This is a genomic window from Pseudomonas frederiksbergensis (assembly GCF_017114915.1).
GTDB classification, from domain to species: domain Bacteria; phylum Pseudomonadota; class Gammaproteobacteria; order Pseudomonadales; family Pseudomonadaceae; genus Aquipseudomonas; species Aquipseudomonas frederiksbergensis_I.
Genome location: NZ_JAAUOE010000042.1, coordinates 1 through 15,904 on the forward strand (window position 1 = coordinate 1; position 15,904 = coordinate 15,904).

The window sequence follows — 15,904 nt, forward strand, 5'->3', positions numbered from 1 at the left end:
CATTCCCACGCAGAGCGTGGGAACGATCAGCACGCGGAGCGTGGGAACGATCAAGAACGATCAGAAGACCGCGCCGGTGTTCCTTAAAGGGGCGCCCCGCACATCCATTGCTCCCATCTGTAACACCCGCCATTGCGGACCTCGCCCCTCACGGCATCACGCTGATGCACCGCAACACCTCTACTCCAAGGCCTGACGATTAATTCGCGCCTCCGCCTGGAAACGGGCACGTTGATTGCTATATTTAATATCGTATACGAAATCCACAATACGATATCCAACAGCACTTCACATCAACGAGGCCTCTATGAAAACCCCCGCATTTGCCGTAGCCCTCAGCGCTGTTCTCAGTACCTCCTTTATCGCCACCGCCCAGGCCGACAAGCTCGACGACATCATCGGTTCGGGCAAGCTGCGCTGCGCCGTGACCCTGGACTTCCCGCCCATGGGTTTCCGCGATGCCGGTAACAACCCGGCCGGGTTCGACGTGGATTACTGCCGTGACCTGGCGAAAATCCTCGGGGTCGAGGCCGAAGTGGTCGAGACGCCGTTCCCGGACCGCATTCCGGCGCTGGTCTCCGGGCGGGCCGATGTGATCGTCGCCTCCACTTCCGACACCCTAGAACGGGCCAAGACCGTGGGCCTCACAGTGCCCTACTTCGCCTTCCAGATGGTGGTGCTGACCCGCGACGACACTGGCATCAACAGCTTCGATGACCTCAAGGGCAAACCCGTGGGCAACACCAGCGGCACCTATGAAGCCATCGCTCTGGAGAAAGACGTGAAGAGCTGGGGCACTGGCACCTTCCGCGCCTATCAGTCGCAGAACGACACCCTGCTGGCCGTCGCCCAAGGCCACATCGCTGCCACCGTGGTCACCAACACCGTGGCCGCCGCCACCCTCAAGTCGGGCAAATACAAAAACCTGAAAGTCGCCGGCAACGCGCCGTACGTGATCGACTACGTCTCCCTCGGTGCCAAGCGCAACGAGTATGGCCTGCTCAATTACCTCAACCTGTTCGTCAACCAACAGGTGCGCACCGGTCGTTACAAGGAACTGTTCGTCAAATGGGTCGGCACTGAAATCTCGCCGACCAACCTGACCGTGCCCCAGGTCTACTACTGAGGTATCCGGCATGCCTAGGCCCACTTCTCTGACCGGTCGCAGTCTGGTCGCGGGCGCCGCCGAGGGCGCCCTGCTGTTCGCCGATATCGGGTTGAGTTTTTGGGGCGGGGTCGATCCGTTTAGCGGCGAGATCATTGACCGTCACCACCCGCTCAGCGGCGAATACCTGGCCGGCCGCGTGCTGGCCATTCCCAGCGGTCGCGGCTCGTGCACCGGCAGCAGCGTGTTGATGGAACTGATCAGCAACGGCCACGCACCGGCCGCATTGGTGCTGGCCGAACCCGATGAGATCCTGACCTTGGGCGTGCTCGTCGCGCAGACGATTTTCGAGCGTTCCCTGCCGGTGCTGTGCATCGGCCGGGAGGCCTTCGCCGCGTTGCGCGGCAAGGCTTTCGCTCGGGTCGATGGCGCCTCGGTAACCGTGTTCGAACACCTGCCGGGCGATGCCTGGCAGGCACTCGACAGCCCATTGCAAACGCAAGACCCAAGCGCCCCGCTCGAACTCACCGAACACGACCGGGCGTTACTCGACGGCCTGCAGGGCAAGGCCGCGCAAGTGGCCATGCAGATCGTCCTGCGCATGGCCGAATTGCAAGGTGCCCGCCGTCTGGTGGATGTCACCCAGGCGCACATCGACGGCTGCATCTACACGGGACCGGCGAGCCTGCGCTTTGCCGAACAACTGGTGCAATGGGGCGCAAAAGTGCGAGTGCCCACCACCCTCAATTCGATTTCCGTGGACCAGCGCCGCTGGCGCGAATTGGGCATCGACCCGGCGCTCGGCGAACCGGCCAGTGCCTTGGGCGATGCCTACATGGCGATGGGCGCGCAACTCAGTTTCACCTGCGCGCCCTACCTGCTCGACAGCGCACCGAAGGCGGGCGAACAGATCGTCTGGGCCGAATCCAACGCGGTGGTCTACGCCAACAGTGTGCTGGGTGCACGCACCCTGAAGTACCCGGACTACCTGGACATCTGCATCGCCCTGACCGGCCGCGCCCCGTTGATCGGCTGCCACCTGGACGCACAACGCAAGGCCCGATTGCAGGTCGAAGTGCCCGCCCTGGGTGAACTGGACGACGCCTTCTACCCGCTGCTCGGTTACCACATCGGCGCGTTGGCGGGCAGCCGGATTCCACTGGTGCGCGGGTTGGAAAAGCACCAGCCGAGCCTGGACGACCTCAAGGCGTTCGGCGCGGCGTTTGCCACCACGTCCGCCGCCCCTTTGTTCCATATCGCCGGGATCACCCCGGAGGCCATCGACCCGTCACAAGTGCTGGATGTGGATGTAGCCCTACCCGTGGAAAAAATCCGTCTGAACGATCTATTGGTCAGTTGGCGCGAACTCAACAGCGCCCGCGACAGTCGGGTGGATGTGGTCTCGCTGGGCAACCCGCATTTCTCCCTCAGCGAGTTCGCTCATCTGGCGCGACTGTGCCTCGGTCGGCACAAACACCCTGACGTGGTCCTCGCCATTACCTGCGGCCGGGCCGTGCTGGAGCAGGCTCGCGAAGCCGGGCATATCGCCGTGATCGAAGCCTTCGGCGCGACCCTGGTCACCGATACCTGCTGGTGCATGCTCGGCGAACCGGTGATCCCGCCGGGTGCAACAACCTTGATGACCAACTCCGGCAAATACGCCCATTACGCACCCGGCCTGGTGGGTCGCCAGGTGCATTTCGCCAGCCTCGCCGAATGCGTCGACACCGCTTGCAGTGCCACGGCCAGCGGTCGTCTGCCGGCCTGGCTGAACACTGCCCCCCCTCTGGAGACGCTCGCGCATGTTTGATTACACCTTCCAATGGCGCGCCACCCTGCGCGCCCTGCCGGACATGCTCGCCGGCGCCTGGGTCACTTTCGAGACCGCCGCGCTGTCGATGATTTTCGGCGTGCTGATCGCCCTGGCCCTGACGGTGATGCGCGAAAACAAAAACCCGCTGCTGCGTGGCATCGGCAACGGCTGGGTATCGATTGCGCGCAACACGCCATCGCTGTTCCAGATCTACGTCCTCTACTTCGGCCTCGGCTCGCTGGGCTTGCACGTCAGCTCATGGTTCGCCCTGCTGGCCGGGATCACCTTCAACAATGCCGGGTACCTGGCGGAGAACTTTCGCGGCGGCCTCAAGGCCGTCCCCGACACGCAAGTGCGCGCCGCGCGTTCGCTGGGCATGAGTGCCTTCCAGGCCTACCGCATGATCATCGTCCCGCAGCTGTTGCGGATCGTCTTCTACCCGCTGACCAATCAGATGGTCTGGGCGGTGCTGATGACGTCGCTGGGGGTGATCGTCGGGCTGAACAATGACCTGACGGGGGTGACCCAGGACTACAACGTCAAAACGTTCCGCACCTTCGAGTACTTCGCCATCGCCGCGGCGCTGTATTACCTGATTGCCAAGGCGATCGTCGCGTCAGCCCGGCTGATGGCCTGGCGGTTGTTCCGTTACTGAGGGCTTGACCATGTTTTCCACCAGTTTTTCCTGGAATGATCTGCTGTTCCTGCTCGACGGCGCCTGGGTCACCCTGCAACTGACGTTCTGGTCGATCATCCTCGGCTCCGTCGCCGGGCTGTTGTTTGGCCTGCTGCGGGCGCTGTTGCCACGGGCCAGTCTGCCCCTGGCCTGGGTGCTGGACGTGTTTCGCAGCGTGCCGCTGTTGATCCAGTTCGTGCTGTTCAACTCACTCAAAAGCATCGTCGGCTTGAACCTCAGCGCCTTCAGCGTCGGCTGCATTGTGCTGGGGGTCTACACCGCCGCGTACTTCACCGAGATCGTGCGCAGCGGCGTGCTGTCGGTGCCGTTCACCCTGCGGCGGGCCAGTCGTTCGCTGGGCCTGAGTTTTTTGCAGGACCTGCGCTGGATCGTCCTGCCGATGGCCACCCGCGTGGCCTTCCCCGGCTGGCTGAACCTGGTGCTCGGGGTGATGAAAGACACCGCGCTGGTGATGTGGATCGGCATCGTCGAACTGCTGCGCGCCTCGCAAACCATCGTCACCCGCATTCAGGAACCGTTGCTGGTGCTGTGCGTCGCGGGCCTTATCTATTACGTCATGAGCCTGGTGGTTGCACGCCTGGGCGCTCGTCTGGAAAGAAGGTGGCAAGAAAATGATTGAGATCGACAACGTACATAAATCCTTCGGCGATCTGGCCGTGGTCAAGGGTGTCAGCCTGACGGTGGACAAGGGCGAAGTGGTGTCGATCATCGGCGGCTCGGGCTCCGGCAAATCGACCCTGCTGATGTGCATCAACGGCCTGGAACCGATCCAGAAAGGCAACATCCGCGTCGACGGCGTCGAGGTTCATCACCGCGCCACCGACCTCAACCGCCTGCGGCAGAAAATCGGCATCGTGTTCCAGCAATGGAATGCCTTCCCACACCTGACCGTGCTGGAAAACGTGATGCTGGCGCCGCGCAAAGTGCTGGGCAAAAGCAAGGCCGAAGCTGAAGAGCTGGCGGTGCAACAGCTGACCCACGTGGGCCTTGGCGACAAGCTCAAGACCTTCCCCGGCAAGTTGTCCGGAGGCCAGCAGCAACGCATGGCCATCGCCCGCGCCCTGGCCATGTCGCCGGACTACATGCTGTTCGACGAAGCCACCTCGGCCCTCGACCCGCAACTGGTGGGCGAGGTGCTGGACACCATGCGCATGCTCGCCGAAGACGGCATGACCATGGTGCTGGTGACCCACGAAATCCGCTTTGCCCGCGACGTGTCCGACCGCGTGGCGTTCTTTCGCAATGGGCTGGTGCATGAGATTGGCTCGCCGGATCAGGTGATTGGCAATCCGGTGCATGCGGAAACGGCGGCGTTTCTTAAATCAGTGAAATAACGACTGGCCCCTCAATGTAGGAGCGAGCTTGCTCGCGAAGGGGCCCTGACAGACAAAACAAGGAGCAGGCAATGCGCTCATCGAAAGTCATTCATGTGGTCAGCTGCCACGCCGAAGGCGAAGTCGGCGATGTGATCGTCGGCGGTGTCGCCCCACCGCCCGGCACCACCGTTTGGGAGCAATCGCGCTGGATCGCCAAGGACGGAACCCTGCGCAATTTCGTCCTCAACGAACCCCGCGGCGGCGTGTTCCGCCACATCAACCTGCTGGTGCCGGCCAAAGACCCTCGGGCGCAAATGGCCTGGATCATCATGGAACCGGCCGACACGCCACCGATGTCCGGCTCCAACTCGCTGTGCGTCGCCACGGTGCTGCTCGACAGCGGCATCTTGCCGATGACCGAACCGCAAACCCGGCTGGTGCTCGAAGCGCCCGGCGGGTTGATCGAGGCCGTAGCCGATTGCCGTGACGGCAAGGTCGAACGGGTGGAAATCAAGAACGTGCCCTCCTTCGCTGACCGCCTCGACGCCTGGATCGAAGTCGAAGGCCTCGGCTCATTGCAGGTCGACACCGCGTACGGCGGTGACAGTTTTGTGATCGCCGACGCCGAACGCCTGGGCTTTTCCATACGTCCTGATGAAGCTGCCGACCTGGTGGCGGTCGGGTTGAACATCACTCGCGCGGCCAATGAACAGTTGGGCTTCGTCCATCCGCTGAACCCTGAGTGGTCGCACATTTCCTTCTGCCAGATTGCCGCGCCCATTGTCGTTGAAAACGGCATCGCCACCGGCAGGAACGCGGTGGTGATTCAACCCGGCAAGATCGACCGTTCCCCCACCGGCACTGGCTGTTCGGCGCGTATGGCAGTGTTGCAAGCCAAGGGCTTGATGCAGGTGGGCGAACGTTTTATCGGCCGTTCGATCCTCGGTTCCGAGTTCCATTGCCGCATCGATTCGATGACCGAAGTGGCCGGCCGCCCGGCGATCTACCCGTGCATTTCCGGCCGGGCCTGGATCACCGGCACCCACCAATTGCTGCTCGACCCCAGCGATCCCTGGCCACAGGGCTATCGCCTGTCAGACACCTGGCCAGGTGCCTGAAACTCCCCCAGACCAACGGCAACCCAAAACCCCTGATTGATTGAAAAAACCACTGGCCGAGTATCGGCATTTAAAATATCGTATACGAAATACAAAAACGAACCGGAGGCAACAATGAGCAAGCGCATTAACTGGAGTGGCGTCTTCCCCGCGGTGACCACTCAATTCAACGATGACTTCTCCATCAACCTGGAAAAAACCCATCAGGTGATTTCCAACGTGATCCGTGACGGCGTATCGGGCCTGGTGGTGTGTGGTTCGGTGGGGGAAAACACCTCATTGACCGCCGAAGAAAAAATCGCCGTGACCGAAGTTGCGGTCGACGCTTCCCGCGGCCGCGTGCCGGTGATTTGCGGTGTGGCTGAATTCACCAGCGTGCAAGCGGCCAAGGTGGCCAACGCGGTGCGCAGGGTTGGTGTCGACGGCGTGATGCTGATGCCGGCGCTGGTTTACGGCTCCAAGCCGTTCGAGACCGCCGAGCACTACCGCTACGTGGCGAAGAACGCCGACGTACCGCTGATGGTTTACAACAACCCGCCGATCTACAAAAACGATGTCACCCCGGACATCCTGATTTCCCTGGCCGACTGCGACAACGTGGTGTGCTTCAAGGATTCCTCTGGCGATACCCGCCGTTTCATCGACGTGCGCAATGAAGTCGGCGACCGTTTCGTGCTGTTCGCAGGTTTGGATGACGTGGTGCTGGAAAGCATCGCGGTGGGTGCTGAAGGCTGGGTGTCGGGCATGTCCAACGTATTCCCGAAAGAAGGCGAGACCATCTTCCGCCTGGCCAAGGCCGGTCGCTTCGCCGAAGCCATGCCGATCTACGAATGGCTGATGCCGATCCTGCACCTCGATGCCCGTGCCGACCTGGTGCAGTGCATCAAGCTCTGCGAAGCCATCGCCGGTCGCGGCAGCGCCCTGACCCGTCCGCCACGCCTGGCACTGCCGCAAGCGGATCGGGAGTTCGTCGAGCAGATCATGGCCAAGGCCATGGCCAATCGTCCGGAGTTGCCGGACGTCGGTCTCTGAGTGATTGCCGGGCGGATCCTTGCGGGTCCGGCCCGGCTACCTGTTTTTGCGCCTCTACAGGAAACGTCAGCATGTCCAATCCTCACAGCACGTCCAGCGCAACCACACCCTCGGGACTCAAACGCGTGGTGGCCGCCGCCATGGCCGGCACTGTCGCCGAGTGGTATGAATTCTTTCTCTACGGCACCGCCTCGGCCTTGGTCTTCGGCCAGCTGTTCTTCCGCCAGACCGACAGCCCGATTGACGGCATCATCGCCGCCTTCGCCCTGTACGCGGTCGGCTTTCTCGCCCGTCCGTTGGGCGGTCTGGTGTTCGGTCACTACGGTGACAAATTCGGCCGCAAGCGCCTGCTGCAACTGAGCCTGGTGGTGGTCGGTGTCACCACGTTCCTGATGGGTTGCCTGCCCGGCTTCGACAGCATCGGCTATGCCGCGCCGGTGCTGTTGGTGCTGCTGCGCCTGATCCAGGGCTTTGCCTTCGGTGGCGAATGGGGTGGCGCGATTCTGCTGGTGTCCGAACACTGCCCGGACAATCGTCGGGGGTTCTGGGCCAGCTGGCCGCAAGCCGGGGTGCCGGCCGGCAACCTGGTGGCGACCGTCGCCCTGCTGCTGTTGTCATCGAACCTGTCGGAACAACAATTCCTCGCCTGGGGCTGGCGCGTGGCGTTCTGGTTTTCGGCGGTGGTGGTGCTGATCGGCTACTGGATTCGCACCAGCGTCGATGACGCGCCGATTTTCAAGGAGGCCCAGGCCCGGCAAGCGCAGACCAAGCAGCAACAACTGGGCGTGGTGGAAGTGCTGCGTCATCACTGGCGCGCGGTGCTGGTGGGGATCGGCGCGCGGTTTGCCGAGAACATCCTCTATTACACCGTGGTCACCTTTTCGATCACCTACCTGAAACTGGTGGTGCACAAGGACACTTCGGAAATTCTTTTGCTGATGTTCGGCGCGCACTTGCTGCACTTTTTCCTGATCCCGCTGATGGGCTATCTGTCGGATATCGTGGGGCGCAAACCGGTGTACCTGATCGGCGCGGTGCTCACTGCGTTCTGGGGCTTCATCGGCTTCCCGATGATGGACACCGGCAACAACTGGCTGATCATCGGCGCCATCACCCTGGGCCTGGCCATCGAGTCGATGACCTATGCGCCCTACTCGGCGCTGATGGCCGAAATGTTCCCGACCCATGTTCGCTACACCGCCCTTTCGCTGTGCTACCAGGTGGCGCCGATATTCGCCGGATCCCTCGCGCCGCTGATCGCCATCACCCTGCTCAACAAGTACCACAGCTCGACACCGATCGCCTTGTACCTGGTGGGCGCCGCGCTGATCTCCATCGTGGCCGTCGGCCTGACCCGGGAAACCCGTGGCAAGTCGTTGCATCAGGTGGATGCTGAATCCGCTGCGCGTATTGCTGCTCTGGATAACGCCGTGCCGGCCGCCGCGCGCCGGGGTGATTCGCTGGCTTGAACCAATACCTGTAGGAGCGGGCTTGCCCGCGAAGACGGCGGTACAGTCAACATTGATGTCGCCTGACTCACCGCTTTCGCGGGCAAGCCCGCTCCTACAAAGGCTCCGATTTCAACCTTTTTCGACAGGAGTTTTTTATGCCCCAGATCCTCGGCCACAACTACATCGGCGGCACCCGCAGCGCCGCTGGCAACATCGCAATGCATAGCCATGACGCCAGTACCGGCGAAGCGCTGCCCTACTCGTTCATGCAAGCCACCGCTGAGGAAGTGCACGCCGCCGCCCAAGCTGCCGCGGCGGCCTACCCGGAATTTCGCAATCTGCCGGCGACTCGCCGTGCAGAATTTCTTGAGGCCATCGCCGCGCAACTGGATGCCCTGGATGACGAATTCGTCAACCGGGTCACCCGCGAAACCGCCTTGCCGACCGCACGCATCCAGGGCGAACGCAGCCGTACCAGCGGCCAGATGCGCCTGTTCGCTCAGGTGCTGCGTCGGGGCGATTTCTACGGTGCGCGCATCGATCGCGCCTTGCCCGAACGTCAGCCACTGCCACGGGTCGACGTGCGCCAATACCGGATCGCCGTTGGTCCGGTGGCGGTGTTCGGCGCCAGTAATTTCCCCCTGGCCTTTTCCACCGCCGGCGGTGACACCGCCGCAGCGCTGGCCGCCGGTTGCCCGGTGGTGTTCAAGGCCCACAGCGGCCACATGGCCACCGCCGAACGTGTAGCCAACGCAATCATCCGCGCCGCCGAGCAAACCGACATGCCTAAAGGCGTGTTCAACATGATCTACGGCGCGGGCGTCGGTGAAGCGCTGGTCAAGCATCCGGCGATCCAGGCCGTCGGTTTCACCGGCTCGCTCAAGGGCGGTCGCGCCCTCTGTGACATGGCCGCCGCGCGGCCACAACCGATTCCGGTGTTCGCCGAAATGAGCAGCATCAATCCGGTCATCGTATTGCCTGAAGCCCTGCTCGCCCGTAGCGAGAAAATCGCCAGCGAACTGGTGGCGTCAGTGGTCCAGGGGTGCGGTCAGTTCTGTACCAATCCGGGGTTGGTGATCGGCATTCGCTCACCGCAGTTCAGCGCGTTCATCGCGCGGCTCAGTGCCTTGATGGCCGAGCAACCGGCGCAAACCATGCTCAACGCCGGCACCCTCGGCAGCTACGAAAAAGGTGTGCAGGCCTTGCTCGACCATCCCGGCATAACCCGACTGGCAGGCCAGGACCCACACGGCAATCAAGCACAGCCGCAACTGTTCAAGGCCGACGTCAGCCTGCTGCTCAAGGGTGACCCGCTGTTGCAGGAAGAAGTGTTCGGCCCGACCACCCTCGTCGTCGAAGTGGCCGACAAGGCGCAGCTGCAACAGGCACTGCGCAGCCTGCACGGGCAACTCACCACCACCCTGATCGGCGAAGCGCAGGACCTGCACGAACACGCCGACCTGCTGGTGCTGCTGGAACAAAAGGCCGGCCGGGTGCTGTTCAATGGCTACCCCACCGGCGTTGAAGTGTGTGATGCGATGGTGCATGGCGGCCCTTACCCAGCGACCTCCGATGCACGTGGCACGTCGGTCGGCAGCCTGGCCATCGAGCGTTTCCTGCGCCCGGTGTGCTACCAGAACTGCCCGGATGCCTTGCTGCCTGACGCCCTGAAAAACGCCAACCCGCTGGGCATTGCCCGACTGGTCGATGGCAACAGCCACCGCGAACCGGTCTGACACCACAACCTCCTGTAGGAGCTGGCTTGCCAGCGAAGGCGGCCTTGAGCCTTGCGGTGGCAATGAAAACGCCTTCGCCGGCAAGCCGGCTCCTACAGGTTCGGGATTTCCACGATCTGGCTGTGTAGGAGCTGGCTTGCCAGCGAAGGCGGCCTTGAGCCTTGCAGTGCCTATGAAAAGGCCTTCGCGGGCAAGCCCGCTCCTACAGGATTTTCATCGCATTCAAGCCAGCAGTGCTTTCAGGTCGTTGTACAGCGCCTCGGGAATCTGCACGCCTTCCACCACACTGCATGCCCGCGCCGCATAACGCCGTTGCGACGGCAAGCGTGCCCCCTGCCCTTCAATCCCCTGAAACAACACTTCGGCCCGGGCCAAATGTTCCTCGGTGGCCTCCCCCAGAAAACGCCGCGGATCCAGCGCGATGATCAACTCGCCATGGTACGGCGATGACTTGCTGCCCGCGTCGTAAGCCAGTGACTCGGCGCTGGTCAGGTCACCGATCAAAGGCCCGGCAATCAACTCCACCATTGCCGCCAGCGCCGAGCCCTTGTGCCCACCGAACGTCAGCATCGCGCCGCCGTCGAGCACCACCTTGGCATCGGTGCTTGGCTGCCCGTCAGCATCCACGCCCCACCCCTCGGGAATCGCCTTGCCGGCACGCCGATGCAACTCGATATCGCCACGGGCAATCGCACTGGTGGCGAAGTCGAACACAAACGGATCCTGCTCCGCACGCGGCCAGCCAAAGGCAATGGGATTGGTGCCGAACACCGGCACCCGTCCCCCGGCCGGTGCCACCCAGGCATGGCTCGGATTACACGCCAGCGCCACCAAACCAACTGCGGTCAACTGCTCGATCTCCACCCACAGCGCCGAAAAATGCACACAGTGGTTAATCGCCAACGCCGCAATCCCGTTGGCCCGGGTTTTCTCCAGCAGTAACGGCAGACCCGCCTGGAACGCCAATTGCGAGAAGCCACCCCCGGCATCCACCCGCACAATCGACGGCGCCTGGTCGATCACCCGTGGCTGGGCATCGGCCGACACCTTGCCGGCCCGCAGGGAATTCACGCAGCCCAGAATCCGGTACAAGCCGTGGGAGGCACAGCCATCGCGCTCGCCGGCGATCACCGTCGCCGCCACCGCTTGCGCATGGGCCAGATTAAAACCGTTGTGCAACAGGATCGATTCGGCCAGTTCACGGGCTTGAATCAGGGTCAATCGGATCATGCTCATCTCCTTGGACAGACCGCTCAGCGTGGTCGATCCAAGGGGATGTGGCTTGATCGGTTTGGAGACGGAGGGTGACGAAATTGGCACAGTGCCCTTTCGATCAGAACTGCGCTGCATCCAGTTTAAAGAGGCATTCGCTACCGGCCCTGACCGATGCACTCAGCGAGTGGATGCGCGGCAGCAGACGGGCGAAGTAGAAGCGCGCGGTGGCCAGTTTGCTGGCATAGAAAGCGTCCTTGGAATGCGTGCTCATGGCCGCCTTGGCCATTCGCGCCCACATGTAGGCGTACGCGGTGTAGCCGAACACGTGCAGGTACTCGACCGAGGCCGCGCCGATTTCATTCGGGTTGCTCTGGGCTCGATCCAGCAGCCACGCGGTCAGTTCGTCAAGGGTGTCCATGGCGGCGTTCAACGGTTTGGTGAACTCACCCAGGTCAGCGCAGGCGTTGGCGGTGAAGTGGCGAATTTCGGCAGCGAACAAGCGGTAGAGCGCCCCGCCGCTGCCGACGATTTTGCGCCCGGCCAGGTCCAGTGACTGAATGCCGTTGGTGCCTTCGTAGATCTGAGTGATGCGCACATCGCGAACCAGTTGCTCCTGGCCCCATTCGCGGATGTAACCGTGGCCGCCGAAGATCTGCTGACCGTGCACCGTGGTTTCCAGCCCCATGTCGGTGAGGAACGCCTTGGCCACCGGGGTCAGCAGCGACACCAGTTCCTGGGCGCGGGTGCGAGTTGCCGCGTCATCGCTGTACTTGGCGGTATCCAGTTGCAGGGCCACGTAGCTTGAAAACGCCCGTCCGCCTTCGTTCAAGGCCTTCATGGTCAACAGCATCCGCCGTACATCCGGATGCACGATGATCGGATCGGCAGACTTGTCCTTGTGCTGCGCGCCCGTCGGCGAACGGCTTTGCAGACGGTCACGGGCGTATGCGACGGCGTTCTGGTACGAGCGCTCACCCAACGCCAGGCCCTGGATGCCCACGCCCAGGCGTTCGTAGTTCATCATGGTGAACATCGCCGCCAGCCCCTTGTTCGGCGCATCGACGATCCAGCCAGTGGCGCCGTCAAAGTTCATCACGCAGGTCGCGGACGCCTTGATGCCCATCTTGTGCTCGATCGAACCACAGGACAGCGCATTGCGTTCACCCAGCGAGCCATCGGCATTCACCAGCACCTTGGGCACCAGGAACAGTGAAATGCCCTTGGGGCCGGCGGGTGCATCGGGCAGTCTGGCCAGCACCAGGTGAATGATGTTTTCGGTCAGGTCGTGCTCGCCGCCGGTGATGAAAATCTTGCTGCCGCTGATCTTGAAACTGCCGTCGGCCTGAGGCTCGGCGCGAGTGCGAATCAGGCCAAGGTCCGTGCCGGCATGGGCCTCGGTCAGGCACATGGAACCGGTCCAGGTGCCGGCATACATGTTCGGCAGATAGCGTTCCTTGAGTTCCTGGCTGGCGTGGGCATTGATCGACAGGCACGCCCCGGCGGTCAGCATCGGATACAGGCCGAACGACAGACTCGCCGAGTTGACCATCTCCTCGACCTGAGCCGAAATCGCCTTGGGCATGCCCATGCCACCGAACTGTGGGTCACCGCCGACACCCACCCAACCGCCTGCGGCGAACGCTTGGTAAGCCGCGACGAAACCTTCGGGAGCGATAACGATGCCATTGCTCCAGGTGCACCCTTGTTCGTCGCTGCTGCGGTTCAGCGGCGCGACCACCTCGGCGCTGATCTTGCCAGCCTCTTCAAGAATCGCGGCGGCCGTTTCTTCATCGATCACCTCGGCCAGGCCAGGCAATTGGGCCCAGAGCCGGGGCACCTGGAAGACTTCGTTGAGTACGAAGCGCATGTCGCGCAAAGGAGCTTTGTAATCAGACATAGTTGGCTTACTCGGAAGTGGTCAGGGCATGCGGCACGCCCTGACGTTGGGATGTATCGGTTTCAGCGGTTTGCGCCACATCAGCTTGCGCAACGGGATGACGCAGCAAGAAGTACGACAGGGCCGGGATCAGGATCAGCGCACCGAGCATGTTCCACAGGAACATGAAGGTCAGCAGGATGCCCATGTCAGCCTGGAACTTGATCGGCGACCAGACCCAGCACACCACGCCCGCCGCCAGGGTGATGCCCACCAGGCCCACCACCCGGCCGGTAAACGACACGGCGCTGCGGTAAGCCTGACTCAGCGGCAGGCCCTGGCGCTGGTAATGCAACTGCACGCTGAGCAGGTACAAGGCGTAGTCCACGCCGATGCCCACGCCCAAGGCGATCACTGGCAGGGTCGCAACCTTCACGCCAATGCCCATGGCCACCATCAACGCCTCGCACAGGATCGAGGTCAGGACCAATGGCAACAGGGCGACCAGGGTGGCGCGCCAACTGCGGAAGGTGATCAGACAGAACAGCGTCACCGCCGCATAGACGTAAAGCAGCATGGTGCGATTGGCCTCGCGCACCACAATGTTGGTCGCCGCCTCAATCCCGGCCGACCCGGCCGCGAGCAGGAACTGGCGATCTTCGCTGTTGTTGTCCCGGGCGAATTGTTCGGCGATGCCCACCACGGCATCCAGGGTCTCGGCCTTGTGGTCCTTGAGGAAGGTGATCACCGGCATCAGCGAACAATCGGTGTTGAACAACTCCGGGGAGTTGACCGAGGCTTGCTGCGCCGCGTAGTTCAGCACGTCCTGATTGCGCTGGATGCTGTTGAGCTTGGGGTTGCCTTCATAAGTGCCGGCGGTGATCTGGCGCACCGCGTTGACCAACGAAGCGGTCGCCTGTACGCCCGGATACTGCTGCAGCTCCCACGCCAGACGGTCGGCGAGGACCAGCGTCTTGTAGTTCAAGCAGCCTTCCGGCGCGGTCTTGATCATCACCGCGAACAGGTCGCTGGACAGCGCGTAGTGGCTGGTGATGTAGGCGTTGTCACGGTTATAGCGAGAGTCGGCGCGCAACTCCGGTGCGCCACTTTCCAGGTCGCCGATCTTCAGCTGCAGGCTGACCATGAAGCCGCCGATGCCCATCAGTACCGCGACCAACACCGCCCCGGTGGCCCATTTGGCGGTGGTGAAGCGGTCGAGCAAGTCCCACAGTTTGCCGAAGCCTTTGTGCCCTTCGGCGCGCGTGTCGATGTTCAGCGCTCGCTCGGCCGCCTTGGTGCCGACGCCGACATAAGACAGCGCCACCGGCATCAGCAATAGCGAAGTGAAAATCAGCACCGCCACACCGATACTGGCGGTGATCGCCAGGTCGCGAATCACCGGAATGTCGATCAGCATCAGCACCGCGAACCCGACGGCGTCGGCCAACAGCGCGGTAACGCCGGCAATGAACAGGCGGCGGAAGGTGTAGCGTGCGGCGATCAGTTTGTGGGTGCCACGGGCGATGTCTTGCATGATGCCGTTCATTTTCTGCGCCGCGTGGGACACACCGATGGCGAAGATCAGGAAAGGCACGAGCACCGAGTACGGGTCGATGGCATAGCCGAGCCAAGCGACGATGCCCAACTGCCAGACCACCGCGATCAGCGAGCAGCCGACCACCAGCAAGGTGCTGCGCACGCATCGGGTGTAGGCGTAAATGATGATCAGCGAAGTGACGACGGCCAGGGCGAAGAACATCATCACCTGGATCAGGCCGTCGATCAGGTCGCCCATCAGTTTGGCGAAACCGATCACCCGGACTTTGTACGGGCCCTTGCCCTCCTCCCCGGCCTTGCGTGCAGCGCTGTCACCCGCAAACTCGATCTGGTCGCGCAACTGCTCTTCGAGCATCTGCGAAAAGGCGTGGTAGTCGATGGGCTGACCGCTGGCCGTGGCCTTGTCCAGCAGCGGCACGATCAGCATGCTCGATTTGTAGTCGCTGGCCACCAGACTGCCAACGATACCGGCGCGGGAAATGTTCTGGCGCAGCTGTTCTATTTCTGCCGGCTTGCCCTGGTAGGTATCGGGCATCACCGGGCCGCCCTGGAAACCTTCCTCGGTGACTTCGGTCCAGCGCACCGCCGGGCTCCACAACGACTTCATCCAGGCACGGTCGACCCCCTCGGCAAGGAACAACCGGTCGTTGACCTGTTTGAGCACGTCCAGGTAACCGGGGTCGAAAATATCGCCCTGAGTGTTCTCCACCACCACCCGTACCGAGTTACCCAAACCGCGCAGCGACTGGCGGTTTTCCAGGAAGTTCTGGATGTACGGCTGGCTCTGCGGAATCATCTTTTCGAAGCTTGGACGCAGCTCCAGGCGAGTCGCGGCCATGTAGCCTAACATCAGGGTGACCAGCGCCATCAGCAGCATGAACAGCGGACGGTAGTTGAACACCAGCCGCTCCAGCCGATTGCCGGAATGGCGGTCGAAATCCCGCAGATCGCGGATCACCGGCATGGTTTCTTGTTTGGTATGGCCCAT

General features: G+C 62.6%; 12 protein-coding genes. 9 read left to right on the forward strand and 3 right to left on the reverse strand.

Translation table 11 applies throughout. The features are described from left to right. The first annotated feature begins 307 nt into the window (after positions 1-307). The 9 genes from HCU66_RS22880 to HCU66_RS22920 all read left to right on the forward strand — a co-directional run bounded on the left by HCU66_RS22880 (position 308) and on the right by HCU66_RS22920 (position 10,268). The gene (locus HCU66_RS22880) at positions 308-1,126 is read left to right on the forward strand and encodes an ABC transporter substrate-binding protein (RefSeq protein ID WP_205890703.1); all 819 of its coding nucleotides are present in this window, start codon (positions 308-310) and stop codon (positions 1,124-1,126) included. 10 nt (positions 1,127-1,136) lie between these two features. Next, positions 1,137-2,915, forward strand: coding sequence for a cis-3-hydroxy-L-proline dehydratase (gene lhpI, locus HCU66_RS22885; protein WP_205890704.1), 1,779 nt, complete (start codon positions 1,137-1,139; stop codon positions 2,913-2,915). Further along, the gene (locus HCU66_RS22890; RefSeq protein WP_205890705.1) at positions 2,908-3,573 is read left to right on the forward strand and encodes an amino acid ABC transporter permease; all 666 of its coding nucleotides are present in this window, start codon (positions 2,908-2,910) and stop codon (positions 3,571-3,573) included. Before lhpI ends, HCU66_RS22890 begins: the two co-directional genes overlap by 8 nt. 10 nt (positions 3,574-3,583) lie before the next feature. Next, entirely contained in the window at positions 3,584-4,234 is a 651-nt protein-coding gene (locus HCU66_RS22895) for an amino acid ABC transporter permease (protein ID WP_205890706.1), read from the forward strand. Continuing rightward, on the forward strand, positions 4,227-4,949 hold the full coding sequence (locus HCU66_RS22900) for an amino acid ABC transporter ATP-binding protein (protein WP_205890707.1): 723 nt from the start codon (positions 4,227-4,229) through the stop codon (positions 4,947-4,949). Before HCU66_RS22895 ends, HCU66_RS22900 begins: the two co-directional genes overlap by 8 nt. Positions 4,950-5,020: 71 nt before the next feature. Then, on the forward strand, positions 5,021-6,049 hold the full coding sequence (locus HCU66_RS22905; protein WP_205890708.1) for a trans-3-hydroxy-L-proline dehydratase: 1,029 nt from the start codon (positions 5,021-5,023) through the stop codon (positions 6,047-6,049). A 114-nt stretch (positions 6,050-6,163) separates the two neighbouring features. Beyond that, positions 6,164-7,081, forward strand: coding sequence for a dihydrodipicolinate synthase family protein (locus tag HCU66_RS22910; RefSeq protein WP_018928306.1), 918 nt, complete (start codon positions 6,164-6,166; stop codon positions 7,079-7,081). Between the two features lie 71 nt (positions 7,082-7,152). Continuing rightward, positions 7,153-8,550: a fosfomycin efflux MFS transporter AbaF gene (gene abaF, locus HCU66_RS22915; RefSeq protein ID WP_205890709.1), complete on the forward strand. Its 1,398-nt coding sequence runs from the start codon at positions 7,153-7,155 to the stop codon at positions 8,548-8,550. A gap of 137 nt (positions 8,551-8,687) precedes the next feature. Further along, positions 8,688-10,268, forward strand: a complete 1,581-nt coding sequence (locus HCU66_RS22920) for an aldehyde dehydrogenase (NADP(+)) (RefSeq protein ID WP_205890710.1) — start codon at positions 8,688-8,690, stop codon at positions 10,266-10,268. Positions 10,269-10,490: 222 nt separating this feature from the next. On the opposite strand, the gene HCU66_RS22925 is transcribed toward HCU66_RS22920, so the two are convergent. The 3 genes from HCU66_RS22925 to HCU66_RS22935 form a co-directional block, all read right to left on the reverse strand. After that, positions 10,491-11,498 (reverse strand): Ldh family oxidoreductase, encoded by a 1,008-nt coding sequence (locus tag HCU66_RS22925; RefSeq protein ID WP_205890711.1) that lies wholly within the window; start codon positions 11,496-11,498, stop codon positions 10,491-10,493. Positions 11,499-11,601: 103 nt separating this feature from the next. Beyond that, positions 11,602-13,380 (reverse strand): acyl-CoA dehydrogenase C-terminal domain-containing protein, encoded by a 1,779-nt coding sequence (locus HCU66_RS22930; protein ID WP_205890712.1) that lies wholly within the window; start codon positions 13,378-13,380, stop codon positions 11,602-11,604. A 7-nt stretch (positions 13,381-13,387) separates the two neighbouring features. Beyond that, on the reverse strand, positions 13,388-15,904 hold the full coding sequence (locus HCU66_RS22935) for an efflux RND transporter permease subunit (RefSeq protein WP_205890713.1): 2,517 nt from the start codon (positions 15,902-15,904) through the stop codon (positions 13,388-13,390).

What these genes read in the sequence shown, in the direction of transcription:
- HCU66_RS22930 (WP_205890712.1), bottom strand. Translation starts at nt 13,380, where the DNA reads ATGTCTGATTACAAAGCTCCTTTGCGCGACATGCGCTTCGTACTCAAC.
- HCU66_RS22910 (WP_018928306.1), top strand. Translation starts at nt 6,164, where the DNA reads ATGAGCAAGCGCATTAACTGGAGTGGCGTCTTCCCCGCGGTGACCACT.
- HCU66_RS22890 (WP_205890705.1), top strand. Translation starts at nt 2,908, where the DNA reads ATGTTTGATTACACCTTCCAATGGCGCGCCACCCTGCGCGCCCTGCCG.
- HCU66_RS22880 (WP_205890703.1), top strand. Translation starts at nt 308, where the DNA reads ATGAAAACCCCCGCATTTGCCGTAGCCCTCAGCGCTGTTCTCAGTACC.
- HCU66_RS22900 (WP_205890707.1), top strand. Translation starts at nt 4,227, where the DNA reads ATGATTGAGATCGACAACGTACATAAATCCTTCGGCGATCTGGCCGTG.
- HCU66_RS22925 (WP_205890711.1), bottom strand. Translation starts at nt 11,498, where the DNA reads ATGATCCGATTGACCCTGATTCAAGCCCGTGAACTGGCCGAATCGATC.
- HCU66_RS22895 (WP_205890706.1), top strand. Translation starts at nt 3,584, where the DNA reads ATGTTTTCCACCAGTTTTTCCTGGAATGATCTGCTGTTCCTGCTCGAC.
- lhpI (WP_205890704.1), top strand. Translation starts at nt 1,137, where the DNA reads ATGCCTAGGCCCACTTCTCTGACCGGTCGCAGTCTGGTCGCGGGCGCC.
- abaF (WP_205890709.1), top strand. Translation starts at nt 7,153, where the DNA reads ATGTCCAATCCTCACAGCACGTCCAGCGCAACCACACCCTCGGGACTC.
- HCU66_RS22935 (WP_205890713.1), bottom strand. Translation starts at nt 15,904, where the DNA reads ATGGGCCATACCAAACAAGAAACCATGCCGGTGATCCGCGATCTGCGG.
- HCU66_RS22905 (WP_205890708.1), top strand. Translation starts at nt 5,021, where the DNA reads ATGCGCTCATCGAAAGTCATTCATGTGGTCAGCTGCCACGCCGAAGGC.
- HCU66_RS22920 (WP_205890710.1), top strand. Translation starts at nt 8,688, where the DNA reads ATGCCCCAGATCCTCGGCCACAACTACATCGGCGGCACCCGCAGCGCC.